The sequence below is a fragment of the Ruegeria sp. YTSA144 genome (genome assembly GCF_059610125.1).
On record NZ_JBXWNA010000007.1, the window covers coordinates 51,941 to 68,177 of the forward strand.

A 16,237-nucleotide genomic window follows, 5' to 3' on the forward strand; every position below is an offset into this window, starting at 1 on the left:
CGCGCAGGCCACGCTGCCGCGACCCGGAACTTGCGCATTGGCTTTGGGCTTGTGTCAGAGCCCGGTGGACGGCATTAAGACCCGGATGGCAAAGCAACTCGACTATCATACGATCCGCGAGATTTTCACGCGCTTTCAGGAGGCCGACCCGGAACCCAAGGGCGAGCTGGAGCATGTGAACGTCTATACTCTGGTCGTCGCCGTGGCCCTTTCGGCGCAAGCCACGGATGCGGGCGTCAACAAGGCGACGCGCGACCTGTTCAAGATCGCCGACACGCCGCAAAAGATGCTGGATCTGGGCGAGGAAGGCCTGATCGAGCACATAAAAACCATTGGCTTGTTCCGCCAGAAGGCCAAGAACGTCATCAAGCTCAGCCGTATCCTGGTTGACGAATATGGCGGCGAGGTTCCCAATTCCCGGGCTGCCCTGCAATCCCTTCCGGGTGTGGGCCGCAAGACGGCCAACGTGGTTCTGAACATGTGGTGGCGACAACCGGCGCAGGCGGTGGACACCCATATCTTTCGCGTCGGCAACCGCACCGGCATTTGCCCGGGCAAGGATGTGGACACGGTCGAACGCGCCATCGAAGACAATATTCCTGCTGACTTTCAACTTCATGCGCATCACTGGCTGATCCTGCATGGCCGGTACCACTGCAAGGCGCGCAAGCCGCAATGCCCGACCTGCATCATCCGTGATCTCTGCCAATTCGAGGACAAAACCCTATGAAGACTTATCAACTGACCGGCATCGGAAATGCCGTTGTGGACGTGATTTCCCAGGCCGATGACAGCTTTCTGGAGCTGATGGGCATCGAAAAAGGCATCATGCAGTTGATCGAACAGGAACGCGGCGAGGTGCTGTACGCCTCGATGGAAAGCCGTGTCCAAACGCCGGGCGGTTCGGTGGCCAATACCATTGCGGGCGCAGGCGCGCTTGGGCTGGATGCGGCCTTCATCGGCCGGGTTCACGATGACGCACTGGGCCGGTTCTATGCAGATGCGATGAACGAGGATGGCGTCGATTTCGTGAACCCACCAGTTCCGGGTGGTGAATTGCCGACGTCACGCTCGATGATCTTTGTCTCGCCCGATGGTGAGCGGTCGATGAACACCTATCTGGGCATTTCCTCGGAACTGTCGTCTCAGGACGTCTCGGAAGAGGTCGCTGGAAACAGCCAGATCATGTTCCTCGAGGGGTATCTGTTCGACAAGGAAAAAGGTAAGGCGGCATTCCTTGAGGCCGCGCGCGCCTGCCACAAGGGTGGCGGCAAGGCCGGCATCGCCATTTCCGACCCGTTCTGCGTGGAACGTCACCGGGTCGATTTCCTGCTGCTGATCGAAAATGAGCTGGATTTCGTGATCGGCAATGAGGCCGAGATCAAATCCCTGTTCGAAACTGACGATCTGGAAGACGCATTGGCCAAGACGGCCGCGATCTGTCCGCTGGTGGTCTGCACCCGCTCGGGCGACGGTGTGACCGTTCTGAACGGCGACACCCGCATTGACGTACCGGTTGAAAAGGTTGTCCCCGTTGATGCAACAGGCGCAGGCGACCAGTTTGCCGCCGGCTTCCTGTTCGGCATGGCGACGGGCCGCGATTACGAGACCTGCGCCAAGATTGGCAATGCCTGCGCTCGCGAAGTGATCAGCCATATCGGCCCCCGCCCTGAAGCGAACATGCTGGAATTGCTGCGGGAAGAGGGGTTGGTTTGAGCCATGATCGGCCCCAGCACGCCAACCTGAGGCTGCCGTAATCATGCATCGTGCCATGCCGAGCAGAGCAAACACTCCGCCCTGTCCGTCTGATGGCCCGTTCCGGATGGGGCCGGGTTCAGGGTGATCTCGGCCAACCGGTCGGCCCCGACCTGTTCAGAGTGACGTAGGGTAAAACACGAATAAGGATGGTCAGGGCGTCTGCGATCGGTCAGAAGGGGCGGGCTACGTTACTGCTTTCGATCCCCTGCGTTCCCTACCGGACTTCAGCGAACTCGATATAGGCCGACTGCGCCACGCTGTTGCAATTCCGCGAACAGGTTGAAAAATACAGGAGATCTCACGATGGCCAATGGCACCGTGAAATGGTTCAACACCACCAAAGGCTTCGGCTTCATTGCACCCGAAACAGGCGGCAAGGACGTTTTCGTCCATATTTCCGCCGTTGAGCGTTCCGGCTTGACCGGTCTGGCCGACAACCAGAAGGTTACCTACGACGTCCAGTCCGGCCGCGACGGCCGCGAGTCGGCGGAAAACCTACAACTCGCCTGAGGGGACGATCCAAGTTAGGAACGGGGCGCCTTTGGGCGCCCTATTTCGTTGTGGCACGATGTTTTCGGTCGCGCGCCTGTCGTTCCTGACGGGGGAGGTTCAAGCGCACTGTCGGCATTCCTCACCCCTGCGATGCGCTAGCCGCGATGATCGGCAGCTCGGTTTGGCGCCGCGTCGTGACCCAAGGCGAACATGCTGGAAGTGTTGCGGAAAGAGGGGTTGGCCTGAGGGGACTCGAGGTGTTTCAGAGCGATCCTCAAACACAACACATTACACCTCTGCCGTAGTCAAGCACTTGGCATAGATATCCAGATTTTATCGCCCCCCTTTTGCCACCTTGGGTTGCAAGAAAGTCGAGCTTTCGTGTAGAAGTTTGATGATCGCAAGGTGCCAACCAGATAGGGAGATCGGCGTTGAAGAAGCTTACATTGGCCTTGGTTCTGCTGCTGTCACCCGGAGCCGGTATTGCAGGAATGAAAGACGGGCCCTGCCAAATGTGGGATCAAGAAGAGGCGGACCCATATTGCGCGTCCTTTGTGGGTTATCTTCCGCAATACGATGAGGACTTCGACATTGAAGACGTCGAAGGCAGGTATGCGCTGGATTGCTCCAAAAGCGGCGGCATCGAAGTGGCCGGCTTGGGTTCCAACGAAAAGCTGGAGTTGATCTACGCGGGTCAGCAAATTTCAGATCCCGAATTGGTTTACAGCTTCTACGGAAATAACAATCCTCCTGTGACATTCATCGCCAGCGTGATGTTCGACAAATATGGCGAAGCAATCACCGTAAATGGTGATCAATATGGCTTCTACATTGTAGAAGACATGGGAAAGGTGGCAGAATCGGGGAACGGTCGCCGCCTTTCTCAGTGCTTGGACGACTAACTATTCTAAATACCCCCCAAACGCCTCCATCACCCGCTCGTACACCTCCCGCTTGAACGGCACGATCTCGGCGATCAACCGCTCGGGGTCCTGCCATTTCCAGCGGGTGAACTCGGGGTGATCCGTCTGGATGTCGATCTGGTCGTCGGTTCCCAGAAAGCGCATCAGGAACCATTTCTGCTCCTGCCCGCGAAAGCGGCCCTTCCAGATGTGGGGCACGATGTCATGCGGCAGGTCATAGGGCAGCCAGCCCTCGGTCTCGGCCACGATTTCCGCAAGATCGCCGGTTACACCGGTTTCCTCCCACAGCTCACGCAAGGCCGCGTCACGAGGGTCTTCGCCCTTGTCCACACCGCCCTGGGGCATCTGCCAGGCGTCCTCGAACCGGTCGTTGCGCTGGCCGACGAAGATCTGGCCCTGATCGTTCATCAGCATCAGCCCGACGCAGGGGCGATAGGGCAGTTTGGCGATTTCTTCGGGGGTCATGCGCGGCCTCATCGTGTTGTTTCGCCCACCTCTAGCAATCACCGGCGCAACAGCAAAGAGGGTGACGTGGGGTTTCGCGTGACAAAGTTTACGCGAACGTCAATCTATCACGCAAATTCAGGAGGGAGAGTTTTGCCATGACTGTGTACCCAAACATGCTGGCACCACTGGATCTGGGCTTTACCACGTTGAAGAACCGGGTCCTGATGGGCTCGATGCATACCGGGCTGGAAGAAACCGGCGACTGGAACCGGGTGGCCGAGTTCTATGCCGCCCGCGCCCGCGGCGGCGTGGCGCTGATGGTCACGGGCGGCATCGGGCCGAACCTCGAAGGCTCGGTCCTGCCCGGAGCCGCGATGATGACCAGCGACAAGGATGTGACCAACCATTCCATCGTCACCGACCGGGTGCATCAGGCGGGCGGCAAGATCGCCATGCAGATCCTGCATGCGGGCCGCTATGCCTATGGGCCGAAATGCGTGGCGCCCAGCCCGATCAAGTCTCCGATCTCGCCCTTTCCGCCGACCGAGCTGGACGAGGACGGCATCGAGAAGCAGATCAGCGACATCGTCAACGCCGCCGTGCTGGCGCAGAAGGCGGGCTATGACGGGGTCGAGATCATGGGGTCCGAGGGGTATTTCCTGAACCAGTTTCTGGTGAACCACACCAACAAGCGCACCGACCGCTGGGGCGGGTCCTATGAGAACCGGATGCGCCTGCCTCTGGAAGTGGTGCGCCGCACCCGCGAGGCGGTGGGGACCGATTTCATCATCATCTACCGGCTGTCGATGATCGACCTGGTGCCCAACGGCTCGACCTTTGACGAGGTGGTGCAGCTGGCGCAGCGGATCGAACAGGCCGGGGCGACGATCATCAACACCGGCATCGGCTGGCACGAGGCGCGGATTCCGACCATCGCCACATCGGTGCCGCGCGCGGCCTTTGCCTGGGTGACGAAGAAACTGATGGGCAAGGTGGGGATTCCGGTCATCACCTCGAACCGGATCAATACGCCCGAAGTGGCCGAGCAGGTGCTGGCCGAGGGCTGCGCCGACATGGTGTCGCTGGCGCGGCCGATGCTGGCGGATGCGGATTTCGTCGCCAAGGCGATGGCCGGTGAATCGGCCAGGATCGCGCCCTGCATCGCCTGCAACCAGGCCTGTCTGGATCACACGTTCAGCGGCAAGCTGACATCCTGCCTGGTGAACCCGCGCGCCTGCCACGAGACCGAGCTGGTGATCGAAAAGGCCGCAACGCCCAAGCGCGTGGCCATCGTGGGCGCGGGCCCGGCGGGCCTGTCCACGGCGATGACCGCCGCCCAGCGGGGCCATGACGTGACCGTGTTCGACAAGGCCGACGAGATCGGCGGGCAGCTGAACATGGCCAAGCAGGTGCCGGGCAAGGAAGAGTTCTGGGGGCTGGTGGACTGGTACCGCACCATGCTCGACACGCTGGGCGTCAAGGTGGAACTGGGCCGCGCGGTCGGCGCCGATGATCTGACCGGGTTCGACGAGGTGGTGATCGCCACCGGCGTCAATCCGCGCGACCCGCAGATCCCCGGCGAGGACCGTGACAATGTCGTGAACTATATCGACGTGCTGCGCGACAAGGCCCCGGTGGGCAAATCGGTGGCTGTGATCGGCGCGGGCGGCATCGGGTTCGACGTGTCGGAATACCTGCTCGAGGAAGGCCACTCGCCCACCACCGACCTGCCCCTGTGGATGAAGGAATGGGGCGTCGCCGACCCCGAGCAGCACCGCGCGGGCCTGGCGCCCGAAGGCCCGCAGCCCGAGGCGCCCAAGCGTCAGGTCACGCTGCTCCAGCGCAAGAAACAGGCGCATGGCAAGGGGCTGGGCAAGACCACCGGCTGGATCCACCGCGCCACGCTGAAGATGAAGAACGTGAACTTCGTGGGCGGCGTGAACTATGAACGCATCGACGACGAGGGGCTGCATGTCTCGTTCGGCGAAGAGCGCGCCGACCCGACCGTGATCAAGGCCGATACGATCGTGCTGTGTGCCGGTCAGGTGCCCGAGCGGTCGCTGGCCGACGCGCTGATCGAACGCGGCATCACCCCGCATGTGATCGGCGGCGCGGATGTGGCGGCGGAACTGGACGCCAAACGCGCGATCAATCAGGGCACACGCCTTGCCGCAGAGTTCTGAAGCCACTCGTTCAGAGTGTCTTCACTCCGACAGCGCGAGTTTTGCACCCAAGGCACCAAAAGCGGTTGCGAAACACCGCTTTATCCACGCCATCACAGCAGGGCGCCGGATTACATAGTCCCGCGCCAGTGCGGCGCATGCGCCATACCCGACAAAAACAACAAGTGTCATGGCCATGAAGGCCAGCGCCAGTTTGGTCAGTTCCATTCCTGCATTTGCTGAATTCGCTGGCAGGAATTGAGGCAGAAAGGCCAGGAAGAATAACGACAACTTTGGGTTCAAAACGTTGATCAGCGTTCCTGTAACGGCAACTCCAAAGTCGCTTCTTGCGGATTTCTCCGCCGCGACGTCCATGGCACCGCCGTCCTTCAGGATACCCCATGCCATGTAGAACAAGTACAAGACGCCAAGGTATTTGATGAGTTGAAACGCGACGGCACTGGTGTGCAGCAATGCTGCAAGTCCGATGATGCTGGCCAAGGCCGCCGGAACGATCCCAAGTGTGCATCCGACGGCTGCGGCAAGACTTGCGCGAAACCCGCGCCCAAGACCGACAGCCAAAGTATAGATGACGCCGGTACCCGGCAGCAAAACAACAATCAATGATGTAATGAAGAATTCCAGCGACATTAGTACCCCCTGCAAATGCAGGCAGATTCACTAAGTGCGCCGAAAATGTAAATGCCTCTCCATCACATGAACCGAACGGACGGTTTCAACGACCTGCGGCTATTCCACGGTGATCGTAATCACCTCGGATACAATCGGCGGGGAATGCGGCACATGCCCGGCGTCGCCCAGAACCAATTGCAGAGTGTGTTGGCCCGGCGACAGATCCAGTGTTACTTCGGTCTGACCGCCCCCGAAGTGCATGTGATGTTCGTCGGCGGGCAGACCATTGGCCAACTCATCCGCGCCATCCTCGCCCTCACCCAGCGGGGGACGGTCAAGCAACAGGTGGTGGTGCCCGGTGTTTTCTTTCTCGGTTCCGGCGGGTGCGACGCCCATGCCGCTGAGACCAAAGACAACCGTGACCGGTGATTGAACGGTATCGCCATCCGACAGGTTGACGAAATAGACCTTTGCATCGGGATTCGATGGGGTCTCTCCTCCGGCGTGTGCAATGCCCACCGAAAGGCAAAGCGCAGCAATGGCGAAAAAGGGTTTCATGATCTCCTCCCTGGTCACAAAAATGCCATTCTCAATGTGAGATCTTAGCGCGATTGCCTGAAAAACACAGCATCACAATGCCTGAGGCGAGATTGGAAACCACTGTTTCTGCGTTTCCCATACGCAAACGATCCGATTCAAATCCCTGATATTATCCCATGTCTGCCCCGTTTCCGCCCAGATTCAGCGCCATAGTCAGGACGGAAATCAAGATCTGGGGAACGAGTATGGACCGACTGACCGAAATGGAAGCCTTCGCCAATGTGGTGGACCAGGGTGGCTTCACCGATGCGGCCAAAAAGATGGGCATCTCCAAATCAGCCGTGTCCAAACACGTATCAAGCCTTGAGGCGCGTCTGGGAGCGCGACTGTTGAACCGCACCACGCGCCGGGTCTCACCAACGGAAATCGGGCTGGCCTATTATGATCGCGCGCGGCGCGTGCTGAATGATGCCGGAGAAGCGGATTCACTGGTCACGTCTATGCAATCGGCCCCGTCCGGTCTTTTGCGCATCAGCGTTGCCACGGATTTCGGCGTCAATCACCTGTCGCCCGTGCTGTCCGAGTTCCTTGCAGCCTACCCCGACATCACCGTGAACATGGTTTTGAACAACCGCTATGTCGAACTGATTTCCGAAGGATTTGACGTGGCCGTCCGCATTGGTGAGCTGGAAGACAGCACGCTGCGCGCCCGCAAACTGACCGAAACCGTCAAACGCATGGTCGCCGCGCCCAGCTATGTCGAAAGATTCGGCCGGCCACAGAAAATCGACGATCTGAACGAACACAAGCTGCTGCATTATTCCAGCCAGTCGTCGGGCAATGTCTGGAAACTGACCGCGCCATCCGGCGAAAAGCGTCAGGTTCGAACGGCCGGATGGTTGAGCGTGAACGATGGCCAATCCCTGTTGAACGCGGCGGTTTCCGGCCTGGGTATCGCGTATCTGCCCAGCTATCTTTATGCAGAAGCCCTGAAGGCTGGGCTAGTCGTCGATGCCATGCCGTCCCTGCCCGACGAAGTTCAAGGCGTTTACGCGGTCTACCCGCCGGGCCGCTTTACGCAACCCAAAGTACGGGCCTTCATCGATTTCCTCGTCGACTCTTTTCACGAGAAGGGTCCGATGGACTGGTAATTTCTCCCTGAAGACCAACTTTTGGCCCGCATGTGAAAGTGCGGGCCATTTTTTATGGGTCGATCACCGACAGCCCCATGGACCGGGCGAAAGAGCGCAGGCTGTCCGTCAGCACATTCTGACCCGGCGGCGGGGTCTCGGAACGGCGTGCCAACAGGGCGATATCGCGATTTGCATTGGCGATGGACAGCGGTCGCAAGCGCACTTCGTCGCGGTAGATCCCCTGTCTGCGAGCATAAAGATCAGGCAATACCGCAACACCAACACCCGAAGCCGCCATCAGGACAATGGAATCAAGTGTCGTGCCTTCATACTCATCCGAAACCACCCCACCGCATTCTGCCGCCAATGCATAGACGATGCGCGACAGGCGGTGGCTTTGATCGAGGGTCAGGAAAATCCGGTTCTGAAGGTCTGCGGCACTGACACCCTGCAAATCCCGCGCCAGAACGTCATCAACGGCAACCGCGACCCAGAGAGGTTCGTTGAACAACCGGTGTTGCACGGTATTCGGATGGTCCTCGGGCGTGGACAGAATCAGATCGAATCGACCGGATTTCAGACCCTGTTCCAGATCCAATGTGTTTTCCTCGCGCACCACGATGCGCAATCCGGGGCGCAGCCGGTGCACCTGTTTGATGGCTTGCGGCAACAGATAAGGCCCGATCGAAGGCAAAACCCCCAGTCGCAACCTTCCTCCGACGGGCATATCGTTCGACATGGCGTGGCGCAGGTCCTTGACCTCTGCCAGGATCTTCTGCGCGCGCAAGATGAACTCTTCCCCCTTCGTCGTCACCTGGATTCCACCGCGGTTACGGTCAAAGATTCGAACGCCAAGCTCTTGTTCTACGGTCGCAATCTGCGTCGACAGGCTGGGCTGGCTGACATTCAAAACCTCGGCAGCCAAACTGAATCGCCCAAGGCGACTGACCGTAACGATGTATTCCAACTGTCGCAGTGTCGGGCGCATTTCATAGCCTAAAACTATTTATAACTTAGAAAGATAGTATTTGGCGAATTCCATTTTGCAAGGCACCCAACCCGAAAACGAGGGATCAGGAGTCAATTATGCCCGGAGTGATCGAAACACTGTCCAGCAATCTGCTGGTGCCGACCATATTGTTTTTTGCTCTTGGGCTTCTGGCGGCCTTTGTACGCAGTGACCTGTCCATTCCGGCGGGCGCGGCCAAGTTCATGTCGCTCTATCTGTTGCTGGCCATCGGGTTCAAGGGCGGTGCCAGTCTGGCCGCGCATGGCATTCACCTGCAACTGTTCCTGACTCTGCTGGGCGGTGTTGCCTTGTCCTTTGCCATCCCCTTCGTGGCCTTTGGCCTGCTCAGGGTGATGACAAAGCTGGATGCGCTGAACGCGGCGGCGGTTGCAGGGCACTATGGTTCGATCTCGATCGTCACCTTTGTCACCGCCACCAGCCTGCTGGATCTGGTGGGGCTGTCCCATGACGGGTTCATGGTGGCCGTTGCGGCTGCGATGGAGGTTCCTGCAATCCTGTCGGCACTTTGGCTGGCACACAAGACCGGAAGCAATGGCGTCAAGGATGACAAGCTGTGGCGTGATCTGCTGGCCAACGGCTCGATCGTTCTGCTCACCGGCGCTTTCCTGATCGGAGCCATCACCGGCGGCGAAGGTATGCAGATGATCGCGCCCTTCATCGTGACGCCGTTCACCGGTATTCTGTGCCTGTTTCTGCTGGATATGGGCCTGTCGGCAGGGCGCAGCCTGATCAGCAACCGAGACAAGCTGTCGGTTGGCCTGTTCGCCTTTGGTGTCTTGATGCCCCTGATTGGCGCACTGATGGCCTGGGCGGTAGGTGCCGTGATCGGATTGCCGAAAGGCAGCTTGTTCCTGTTCATGGTGCTGTCAGCCTCGGCATCGTATATCGCGGTTCCCGCCGCGATGAAGATCGCCCTTCCGAAGGCCGAGGCCGGGATCTATCTGACCTTGTCGCTGGGGGTGTCGTTTCCGTTCAACATCACCGTCGGGTTGCCGCTGTACCTGTGGTGGATCAGTTGACGAGCAATACCGCTTCGACCCGACGGTTCAGATCGCGCCCTTCCGGGGTTGCATTCGATGTAAGCGGAGACAGATAGCCGACACCCTGCGCTTCGATCCGGTCGGGTGCCACGCCATGTGCATCAATCAGGCGGGTTCGCACCGCCTCGGCCCGGCTTTTGCTGACCGCAATATTTGCCTGCAAGGCACCGGTATCGTCAGTGTGCCCCACCAGTGCCAGACGCGTTTCCGGGTTGTCGGTCAAATATCCGGCCAACAAGGTCAGTGAGTCAAACGGACCCTCGCCCAGGGCAACCTCGCCCGTAGGGAAATGCAGATCATCCAGAATCACGTGTCCCGTTGCCGCCAAGGCCTCCAGCACCCCGACCGAACCTTCTGCGGCTTGCTCGACCACCACAGGGTCCGGGTCCGGTGCATCTTGAGGCGTCACCCGGATCATCTGAACATAGCCATCCGGGGGATTGCGGCTGACCAGCAAACTAAGGGCAACCGGCCCCTTGGTGGCCGACAGAAAACGGTAATCCTGAATGGCGACATACATGTCCGGGGTTGGCACGACCTCGGTGCCAAAGCGAAAGTCGAAACCACCACAAACCCGCGCGTCGCATTCGAACAGGATCTTGTAGCCCTGCGCCTCGATCTGTTCCCGCAGCGGGGCGAGAAGCTGCAATGTCGTGCTCGACCCCGCCTGAAGCCGCCACGTAAAGCGTTCCACACGCCCTTCTAACGTTTCTGCGGGAACAGAGCCATTTGCATAAGGCCCCGTCGGCAGGTCATAGCTGTCCAGTGGCGACGTCCGGTCGCTGATCTGTCGGGCACTGGCCGGCAGGGTCAGGTCCTGCGCGGCAACAGATCCTGTCATCAGCAGGGCAACAAGGGCGGCGGTGCGGATCATCGAAACTGTGCGTGATATTCTTCGTTGGGCACCATCGCCGTTGCGCTGGCCACCCGGTTTGACATGTTGAAAAAACCGGCGACATTGGCGATGTCCCAGATGTCCCGGTCAGTGAATCCGGCGTCTCGCAATTTCTGTCGGTCGGGCTCTTCGATCTCGGCGCTGGCGGTGGTCATCTTTGCTGCGAAGTCCAGCATCGCCCGTTGACGCGGCTCAAGCGGCGCGACGCGGTAGTTCATCACCAGCATTTCGCCCAGTTGCGGATTGCCCGAAAGCTGACGCACTGCCGCCCCATGCGCGACCAGACAGTAGAAGCATTTGTTGATCGACGAGACGACGACCGCGATCATCTCGCGTTCCAGCTTGGTCAACCCGCTGTCAGCCAGCATCAGATCGTTATACATCGCGGTGAATGTGTTCAGCTTGTCTATGTCAAATGCGTTGGCTTTCAGCACATTCGGCACCATGCCCAGTTTTTCGACACAGATATCAAAGTATTTCTGCGTTTCCGGCGGAAGCGGATCGACCATGGGCAGGTTCAGCGCGGTAGGCATGTCTTTTTGTGTCACGGCGACCTCTTCAGTTCAGACAAGATGACGGTAATGGTATTCGCCTGCGATCTCCATCCCGAGGGCGCGATAAAGACCGTTGGCGCCTTCATTGGCCTTGGTGCAGATCACGCTGAGGTTCTGCGCACCATGATCCCGCGCCCAGAATGCCGCTGCGCGCATGGTCCAGTGGCCCAGCCCCTGACGGCGATGTTCAGGAAGGATTTCAAGCGCGTGGACCATTGCAGTATCTGCATGCATCGCCACAAAAGCCACGCCGCTGGGTTTGTCGTTGTGACGCAGCAAAAATCCTGTCTTGGGGCCCTTGGCGCGTTCCATCACCGCAATCCGTTCGGGTCCGATCCCGCCCGAGGCCCAGATGTCGCGCATGATCTCAAGCGGTTCCCAGATCGAAAACACCATGACCGGGGGGATTGGCTGATCGGTCAGTCTGGAGACGGGGCAGACGTAGATGTTCACCGGGTCAAGAATATCATAGCCCCTCCGGGCCAGCATTGCATCCAGGGCCTCATCTCCGGGCCGCAGACAGAAGATGCGCTTTTGCCCCATGGCCAGCATCGCGGCCTCGGCGGCGTCGATATCGTCTTCATTGGCCGGGCCCAATGCACTGGCCGCAGACACCCGCGACCCTCCGCCCTGCCCCTCACGCAGCAGAAACGGGCCAAGCCGCTGATAGCGTGCGGCGGGCCATGTGCAATCAACTATGTCCGCCCAGGTGCCGCTCAAAGCTCAAGCTCTTTCGCCAAACGGGTGGTGGCCGCGTCGATCCGGCCCCCGTCGGTGCCGCGCACAACCACGTTGGCCCCGAAGGCACCGTTGATCTGAAACGGGTAGCACCCGATGGACAGGTCGCTGAAATCTTCGGCCAGGGCCGCCAGGGTTGCGGCGATATCACCTTCTCCGCGGTCCACACGCAGAGTTTGCGACAACAAAGGGCTGCCTCCGGTCAATGTTGGCAAAACGCTTGCCACCATCGACTGAAAAACCGACGGCACACCTGCCATGACATGCACGTTCGCAAGCGTGAACCCGGGCGCCGTGGAAACCGGGTTTTCGATCAGCGTCGCACCGTCCGGAATACGCGCCATGCGCAAGCGGGCGGCATTCAGTTCCAGCCCGGATTTGTCGTAATGGGCCTGCAAGAGCGCGCGCGCGTCATCACGCACATCAATGGGTGTATCGAAAGCGCGGGCAATGCAATCGGCCGTGATATCGTCATGGGTCGGGCCGATGCCGCCGCTGGTGAAGACAGTGTCATAGGCGTCGGACAGCGCTTTGACGGCCGCTTCGATGGCAGGGGCGTCGTCGCTGACAATGCGGACCTCTTTCAGGTCGATGCCGTGTTTTGTCAGCTCCTGCGCCAGAAAGTGCATATTCGCATCGCGGGTGCGACCCGACAGGATTTCATCCCCGATCACCAGCATCGCTGCGGTTGGATTGGCCATGGCGCTGTCCCCCTCTTGATCGTCCTTGGGGGCAGGTATAGGCCCTGAACCATGCGATTTGAAACCCCTCTTGTCCCCGCCCGCCTGATCCGCCGCTACAAACGCTTTCTGGCCGATTGCAGGCTTGAGGATGGAAGTGAGGTAACGGCCCATTGCGCCAATCCGGGGTCGATGATGGGGCTGGCCGAGCCCGGCGAGAAGATTTGGCTGGAACCCAACGACGATCCGAAGAAAAAGCTGAAATACGGTTGGCGGCTGGTGGACCACGAGAACGGGCATTTTACCGGGGTCGATACCTCGGTTCCGAACCGGGCGCTGCGCACTGCTTTGGAAGCCGGTGAGATTCCCGAACTGGCCGCCTATGACACCGTCCGGCCCGAGGTGAAATACGGCGACAACAGCCGCATCGACTTCCTGCTGACCGGGCCGGGCCTGCCGGATGCCTATGTCGAGGTGAAAAGCGTGACACTGTCACGCCAGCCCGGTCTGGCCGAGTTTCCCGACAGCGTCACAGCCCGTGGCACCAAGCATCTGGGTGAACTGGCCGCGATGGCGGCACAGGGCCACCGGGCGATCATGCTGTATCTGGTGCAACGTACGGATTGCGACCGGTTTGCGCTGGCCGCGGATATCGACCCGGCCTATGCGGCGGCGTTTGAGGCGGCGCAGGCACAGGGGGTCGAGCGGATCGTTTGCGGGACGCGGATAACGCCAACGGGGGTTTGGGTGGCATCATCAATCTTTCGTTGTGAAAAATTATAAGCTGCACCAAGTATTTGGATCCCACACAAAGGTGTTTTCAAAGGACAGATCGATGTCGGCACAATCTAAGACCGAGAGTGAAAAGCTGGAAAAACTGGTTCGAACAACTTCGCTGACACTCATACTCTTAGGCGCCGCTCCTGTCTTTACTCAATTTATTGGTGTGCCGTTTGTTCCTTCTCCAAATTGGGTTTCTTGGACTTTTTGGCCAGCATGTGTAGTCGGCGCGCTTTCTGCGGCATTGGCGCTTTGGGCGGTTCATCTTAGCTTATCGGAAGGCATCCAACTCTCGGAGCCAATAAAAACAACATTGTCTATATTTTTCATGCCTTTGGCAGGCGCGTTCGCGGGGTTTCTTGTAGTGGCAGCGACGATCCCGATGGTTGTTTCTCTTCCCTCTTTTCACACGGTAGAAATAACATTTGTTGTTAGTGATCCCAATATGGGAGATTCTCGGAAGTGCCCTAGGCCGATCGCTCTGAAAGACACGGCGCGTGCCATTAACGTCGTTTGTGATGTCCCGAACAGTATTCGCAGACGTCTGCAAACCGGAAGGCAGATTATTCTTGTTGGCCCCGGAAGCAGTGTCGGCGTATTCCCAACTCACTTTCGTCTGCCTTGATCGACAAGTGCCCTTATCAGTCTCTGTATTAAACCCAATTAACTGAAAAACACCCACCACTGCACACCCTCTGGAACTTTCTGCACAAGCAGCGTAAAAGGAATGCTGCGCGCAACATTTGGAGCTTAGCGTCGATGAAAGAGCATCGTGGCCGCCTGACCAAGGACGGCATCCGCATCTATGAACAAGGTGACTTTGCCGGGATGCATGCGGCAGGGGCTTTGGCTGCGCGGATTCTGGATGACATTGCCGAACATGTGTTTCCCGGACAAACCACCGGCGCCATTGACGGGCTGATCACGCAGATGGTCGAAGACGCCGGTGCGACCTCGGCCACCATAGGTTACAAAGGCTATCAGCACGCCAGCTGCATCAGCGTGAACCACGTGGTCTGCCACGGGATTCCCGGTGAGAAGAAACTGAAGGATGGCGACATTCTGAATATCGACGTCACCGTCATCGTCGATGGCTGGTTCGGCGACACCTCGCGCATGTATGTGGCGGGCAAGCTGCCGCGCAAGGCGGAACGGCTGATCCAGGTGACCCATGACGCGCTGTTCAAGGGCATCGAGATGGTCAAGCCCGGCAATACCTTTGGTGACATCGGCCACGCTATTCAGTCCTATGTCGAAGCGCATCGGATGAGCGTCGTGCGTGATTTCTGTGGTCATGGTCTGGGCCGGGTGTTCCACGCACCACCGAACGTGTTGCACTATGGCCGCCCGGGCACCGGTGCGGTTCTGGAAGAGGGTATGTTCTTTACCATCGAACCCATGGTCAATCTGGGTCGCCCCGAAACCAAGACTCTGGCCGACGACTGGACAGCCGTGACCCGCGACAAATCGCTGTCGGCACAGTTCGAACATTCGGTGGGCGTCACCTCGGATGGGGTCGATATCTTTACCCTGTCACCCGCTGGCACATTTCACCCGACCTATTCCTCTTGATCCGCGGCCTGTGCGCGGAGAAGTTTCAACAGCATCGTTTCATCCCCCCACGGCGTGACCGCGTCGTGGATGAAGACCGGCGCGCGCAAGGGTTTGCGCTCTGGGCTGGTGGAATCTTCTGCATCGCTGGAAAAGGTCCAGGCAAAAGGTGTCAGGGTGCGGTCCATGCGTGCACATTAGCACGACCGCGGGTCAAAGTCCCAACACCCCATGCGCCTGTGACATGTCCGTGATCACTTCGGCCCCCAGATCCGCCAGCTTTTCACCGCCTCCATGAGGCGCATAAGCAAGGCAACGCATGCCGGCGCGGATTGCCGCTGTGACACCGCTATGACTGTCTTCGATCACCACCGGAGCCGTCGCGCCAAAGTGCTCGGCGGCCAGTTGGAACATCTTTGGGTCCGGCTTTCCGATACCCAGCACATGGGCCGAGAACATCACGTCTTTGAACCGGTCCCAAAGCCCGTTCTGACCCAGAGTGATCTTCATCTTGTCCGGGCTGCCATTCGACGCGACGCAACAAGGGATACCTTTTTGATCCAGCCCCTCAAGCAGGTCTGCGATACCGGGCACCAATGGCACACCTGCACGCAGGCGGTCATAGGTTTCGGCATAGACCTGATCTATCCAGCCTTCGGGCAGAACGGCACCCATCGCGCGGGCCTTGTCCCGCACACCCACCATGGTTCCGCCCACAAACAGGGACATACATTTATGCAGCGCCAGATGCAGGCCATGTTGCGCCAGATTGTCCACCAGCACCTGGTTCGAGACCACCTCGCTGTCCACCAGAACGCCGTCGCAATCGAAAATGACAAGATCGTGCATATGGGATTCCTGCTTTGCCTCACGCTCGGCCT

The 16,237-nt window shown here is 59.1% G+C and carries 20 protein-coding genes; 10 read left to right on the forward strand and 10 right to left on the reverse strand.

The features are described 5' to 3' along the window. Nucleotides 1-85 precede the first annotated feature (85 nt). The 4 genes from nth (at nucleotide 86) to AC2FF8_RS15070 (ending at nucleotide 3,152) form a co-directional block, all read left to right on the forward strand. Nucleotides 86-730: an endonuclease III gene (nth, locus tag AC2FF8_RS15055; RefSeq protein WP_171726073.1), complete on the forward strand. Its 645-nt coding sequence runs from the start codon at nucleotides 86-88 to the stop codon at nucleotides 728-730. Then, nucleotides 727-1,716 (forward strand): adenosine kinase, encoded by a 990-nt coding sequence (locus AC2FF8_RS15060; protein WP_170346704.1) that lies wholly within the window; start codon nucleotides 727-729, stop codon nucleotides 1,714-1,716. Before nth ends, AC2FF8_RS15060 begins: the two co-directional genes overlap by 4 nt. A 345-nt stretch (nucleotides 1,717-2,061) precedes the next feature. Further along, nucleotides 2,062-2,268: a cold-shock protein gene (locus tag AC2FF8_RS15065; RefSeq protein ID WP_480685860.1), complete on the forward strand. Its 207-nt coding sequence runs from the start codon at nucleotides 2,062-2,064 to the stop codon at nucleotides 2,266-2,268. Between the two features lie 413 nt (nucleotides 2,269-2,681). Next, nucleotides 2,682-3,152: a hypothetical protein gene (locus AC2FF8_RS15070; RefSeq protein WP_496880089.1), complete on the forward strand. Its 471-nt coding sequence runs from the start codon at nucleotides 2,682-2,684 to the stop codon at nucleotides 3,150-3,152. Here the strand turns inward: AC2FF8_RS15070 and AC2FF8_RS15075 are convergent, their stop codons facing one another. After that, nucleotides 3,153-3,638: an RNA pyrophosphohydrolase gene (locus tag AC2FF8_RS15075; RefSeq protein WP_496880090.1), complete on the reverse strand. Its 486-nt coding sequence runs from the start codon at nucleotides 3,636-3,638 to the stop codon at nucleotides 3,153-3,155. 137 nt (nucleotides 3,639-3,775) lie between these two features. Here AC2FF8_RS15075 and AC2FF8_RS15080 point away from each other — a divergent pair, with 137 nt between their 5' ends. Beyond that, the gene (locus AC2FF8_RS15080; RefSeq protein WP_496880091.1) at nucleotides 3,776-5,803 is read left to right on the forward strand and encodes an FAD-dependent oxidoreductase; all 2,028 of its coding nucleotides are present in this window, start codon (nucleotides 3,776-3,778) and stop codon (nucleotides 5,801-5,803) included. A 21-nt stretch (nucleotides 5,804-5,824) separates the two neighbouring features. Here the strand turns inward: AC2FF8_RS15080 and AC2FF8_RS15085 are convergent, their stop codons facing one another. Both AC2FF8_RS15085 and AC2FF8_RS15090 read right to left on the reverse strand, forming a co-directional pair. After that, nucleotides 5,825-6,433 (reverse strand): LysE family translocator, encoded by a 609-nt coding sequence (locus AC2FF8_RS15085; RefSeq protein WP_480685854.1) that lies wholly within the window; start codon nucleotides 6,431-6,433, stop codon nucleotides 5,825-5,827. 99 nt (nucleotides 6,434-6,532) lie between these two features. Continuing rightward, nucleotides 6,533-6,973: a DUF4399 domain-containing protein gene (locus tag AC2FF8_RS15090; protein WP_425079973.1), complete on the reverse strand. Its 441-nt coding sequence runs from the start codon at nucleotides 6,971-6,973 to the stop codon at nucleotides 6,533-6,535. Between the two features lie 227 nt (nucleotides 6,974-7,200). Here AC2FF8_RS15090 and AC2FF8_RS15095 point away from each other — a divergent pair, with 227 nt between their 5' ends. Further along, nucleotides 7,201-8,106 carry a LysR family transcriptional regulator gene (locus tag AC2FF8_RS15095; RefSeq protein WP_117871765.1) on the forward strand — a complete coding sequence of 302 codons (906 nt, stop codon included), beginning with the start codon at nucleotides 7,201-7,203 and terminating at the stop codon, nucleotides 8,104-8,106. Between the two features lie 52 nt (nucleotides 8,107-8,158). Here AC2FF8_RS15095 and AC2FF8_RS15100 read toward each other — a convergent pair whose 3' ends face one another. Then, nucleotides 8,159-9,076, reverse strand: a complete 918-nt coding sequence (locus AC2FF8_RS15100; RefSeq protein WP_425079972.1) for a hydrogen peroxide-inducible genes activator — start codon at nucleotides 9,074-9,076, stop codon at nucleotides 8,159-8,161. 98 nt (nucleotides 9,077-9,174) lie between these two features. On the opposite strand from AC2FF8_RS15100, the gene AC2FF8_RS15105 reads away from it, so the two are divergent. Then, nucleotides 9,175-10,137 carry a sodium-dependent bicarbonate transport family permease gene (locus tag AC2FF8_RS15105; RefSeq protein WP_496880092.1) on the forward strand — a complete coding sequence of 321 codons (963 nt, stop codon included), beginning with the start codon at nucleotides 9,175-9,177 and terminating at the stop codon, nucleotides 10,135-10,137. Here AC2FF8_RS15105 and AC2FF8_RS15110 read toward each other — a convergent pair. Genes AC2FF8_RS15110 through AC2FF8_RS15125 form a run of 4 tightly spaced genes read right to left on the reverse strand, consistent with a single transcriptional unit; the run spans nucleotide 10,130 to nucleotide 13,046 of the window. Then, nucleotides 10,130-11,032: an OmpA family protein gene (locus tag AC2FF8_RS15110; protein ID WP_170346713.1), complete on the reverse strand. Its 903-nt coding sequence runs from the start codon at nucleotides 11,030-11,032 to the stop codon at nucleotides 10,130-10,132. The genes AC2FF8_RS15105 and AC2FF8_RS15110 overlap by 8 nt on opposite strands. After that, nucleotides 11,029-11,586: a peroxidase-related enzyme gene (locus AC2FF8_RS15115; RefSeq protein ID WP_170346797.1), complete on the reverse strand. Its 558-nt coding sequence runs from the start codon at nucleotides 11,584-11,586 to the stop codon at nucleotides 11,029-11,031. The genes AC2FF8_RS15110 and AC2FF8_RS15115 overlap by 4 nt, the downstream gene beginning before the upstream one ends. Nucleotides 11,587-11,616: 30 nt before the next feature. Further along, on the reverse strand, nucleotides 11,617-12,327 hold the full coding sequence (locus AC2FF8_RS15120) for a GNAT family N-acetyltransferase (protein WP_496880093.1): 711 nt from the start codon (nucleotides 12,325-12,327) through the stop codon (nucleotides 11,617-11,619). Beyond that, nucleotides 12,324-13,046: a competence/damage-inducible protein A gene (locus AC2FF8_RS15125; RefSeq protein WP_496880094.1), complete on the reverse strand. Its 723-nt coding sequence runs from the start codon at nucleotides 13,044-13,046 to the stop codon at nucleotides 12,324-12,326. Before AC2FF8_RS15125 ends, AC2FF8_RS15120 begins: the two co-directional genes overlap by 4 nt. Before the next feature lie 51 nt (nucleotides 13,047-13,097). Here AC2FF8_RS15125 and sfsA point away from each other — a divergent pair, with 51 nt between their 5' ends. From sfsA to map, 3 genes are all read left to right on the forward strand, one after another. Beyond that, a complete protein-coding gene (gene sfsA / locus AC2FF8_RS15130) occupies nucleotides 13,098-13,808 on the forward strand; it encodes a DNA/RNA nuclease SfsA (RefSeq protein WP_496880095.1) in 711 nt (236 codons plus the stop codon). A 52-nt stretch (nucleotides 13,809-13,860) separates the two neighbouring features. Next, a complete protein-coding gene (locus AC2FF8_RS15135; RefSeq protein WP_496880096.1) occupies nucleotides 13,861-14,430 on the forward strand; it encodes a hypothetical protein in 570 nt (189 codons plus the stop codon). 134 nt (nucleotides 14,431-14,564) lie between these two features. Beyond that, nucleotides 14,565-15,377, forward strand: a complete 813-nt coding sequence (map, locus tag AC2FF8_RS15140; RefSeq protein ID WP_496880097.1) for a type I methionyl aminopeptidase — start codon at nucleotides 14,565-14,567, stop codon at nucleotides 15,375-15,377. Here the strand turns inward: map and AC2FF8_RS15145 are convergent. Beyond that, nucleotides 15,365-15,544, reverse strand: coding sequence for a hypothetical protein (locus AC2FF8_RS15145; protein ID WP_496880098.1), 180 nt, complete (start codon nucleotides 15,542-15,544; stop codon nucleotides 15,365-15,367). The two genes, map and AC2FF8_RS15145, sit on opposite strands and share 13 nt — an antisense overlap. Before the next feature lie 25 nt (nucleotides 15,545-15,569). Beyond that, nucleotides 15,570-16,205: an HAD family hydrolase gene (locus AC2FF8_RS15150; RefSeq protein WP_496880099.1), complete on the reverse strand. Its 636-nt coding sequence runs from the start codon at nucleotides 16,203-16,205 to the stop codon at nucleotides 15,570-15,572. Nucleotides 16,206-16,237: the final 32 nt, after the last annotated feature.

What these genes read in the sequence shown, in the direction of transcription:
- AC2FF8_RS15110 (WP_170346713.1), bottom strand. Translation starts at nt 11,032, where the DNA reads ATGATCCGCACCGCCGCCCTTGTTGCCCTGCTGATGACAGGATCTGTT.
- AC2FF8_RS15075 (WP_496880090.1), bottom strand. Translation starts at nt 3,638, where the DNA reads ATGACCCCCGAAGAAATCGCCAAACTGCCCTATCGCCCCTGCGTCGGG.
- AC2FF8_RS15095 (WP_117871765.1), top strand. Translation starts at nt 7,201, where the DNA reads ATGGACCGACTGACCGAAATGGAAGCCTTCGCCAATGTGGTGGACCAG.
- AC2FF8_RS15090 (WP_425079973.1), bottom strand. Translation starts at nt 6,973, where the DNA reads ATGAAACCCTTTTTCGCCATTGCTGCGCTTTGCCTTTCGGTGGGCATT.
- map (WP_496880097.1), top strand. Translation starts at nt 14,565, where the DNA reads ATGAAAGAGCATCGTGGCCGCCTGACCAAGGACGGCATCCGCATCTAT.
- AC2FF8_RS15125 (WP_496880094.1), bottom strand. Translation starts at nt 13,046, where the DNA reads ATGGCCAATCCAACCGCAGCGATGCTGGTGATCGGGGATGAAATCCTG.
- AC2FF8_RS15080 (WP_496880091.1), top strand. Translation starts at nt 3,776, where the DNA reads ATGACTGTGTACCCAAACATGCTGGCACCACTGGATCTGGGCTTTACC.
- AC2FF8_RS15145 (WP_496880098.1), bottom strand. Translation starts at nt 15,544, where the DNA reads ATGGACCGCACCCTGACACCTTTTGCCTGGACCTTTTCCAGCGATGCA.
- AC2FF8_RS15065 (WP_480685860.1), top strand. Translation starts at nt 2,062, where the DNA reads ATGGCCAATGGCACCGTGAAATGGTTCAACACCACCAAAGGCTTCGGC.
- AC2FF8_RS15150 (WP_496880099.1), bottom strand. Translation starts at nt 16,205, where the DNA reads ATGCACGATCTTGTCATTTTCGATTGCGACGGCGTTCTGGTGGACAGC.
- nth (WP_171726073.1), top strand. Translation starts at nt 86, where the DNA reads ATGGCAAAGCAACTCGACTATCATACGATCCGCGAGATTTTCACGCGC.
- AC2FF8_RS15060 (WP_170346704.1), top strand. Translation starts at nt 727, where the DNA reads ATGAAGACTTATCAACTGACCGGCATCGGAAATGCCGTTGTGGACGTG.
- AC2FF8_RS15085 (WP_480685854.1), bottom strand. Translation starts at nt 6,433, where the DNA reads ATGTCGCTGGAATTCTTCATTACATCATTGATTGTTGTTTTGCTGCCG.
- AC2FF8_RS15105 (WP_496880092.1), top strand. Translation starts at nt 9,175, where the DNA reads ATGCCCGGAGTGATCGAAACACTGTCCAGCAATCTGCTGGTGCCGACC.
- AC2FF8_RS15135 (WP_496880096.1), top strand. Translation starts at nt 13,861, where the DNA reads ATGTCGGCACAATCTAAGACCGAGAGTGAAAAGCTGGAAAAACTGGTT.
- AC2FF8_RS15115 (WP_170346797.1), bottom strand. Translation starts at nt 11,586, where the DNA reads ATGCCTACCGCGCTGAACCTGCCCATGGTCGATCCGCTTCCGCCGGAA.
- sfsA (WP_496880095.1), top strand. Translation starts at nt 13,098, where the DNA reads ATGCGATTTGAAACCCCTCTTGTCCCCGCCCGCCTGATCCGCCGCTAC.
- AC2FF8_RS15100 (WP_425079972.1), bottom strand. Translation starts at nt 9,076, where the DNA reads ATGCGCCCGACACTGCGACAGTTGGAATACATCGTTACGGTCAGTCGC.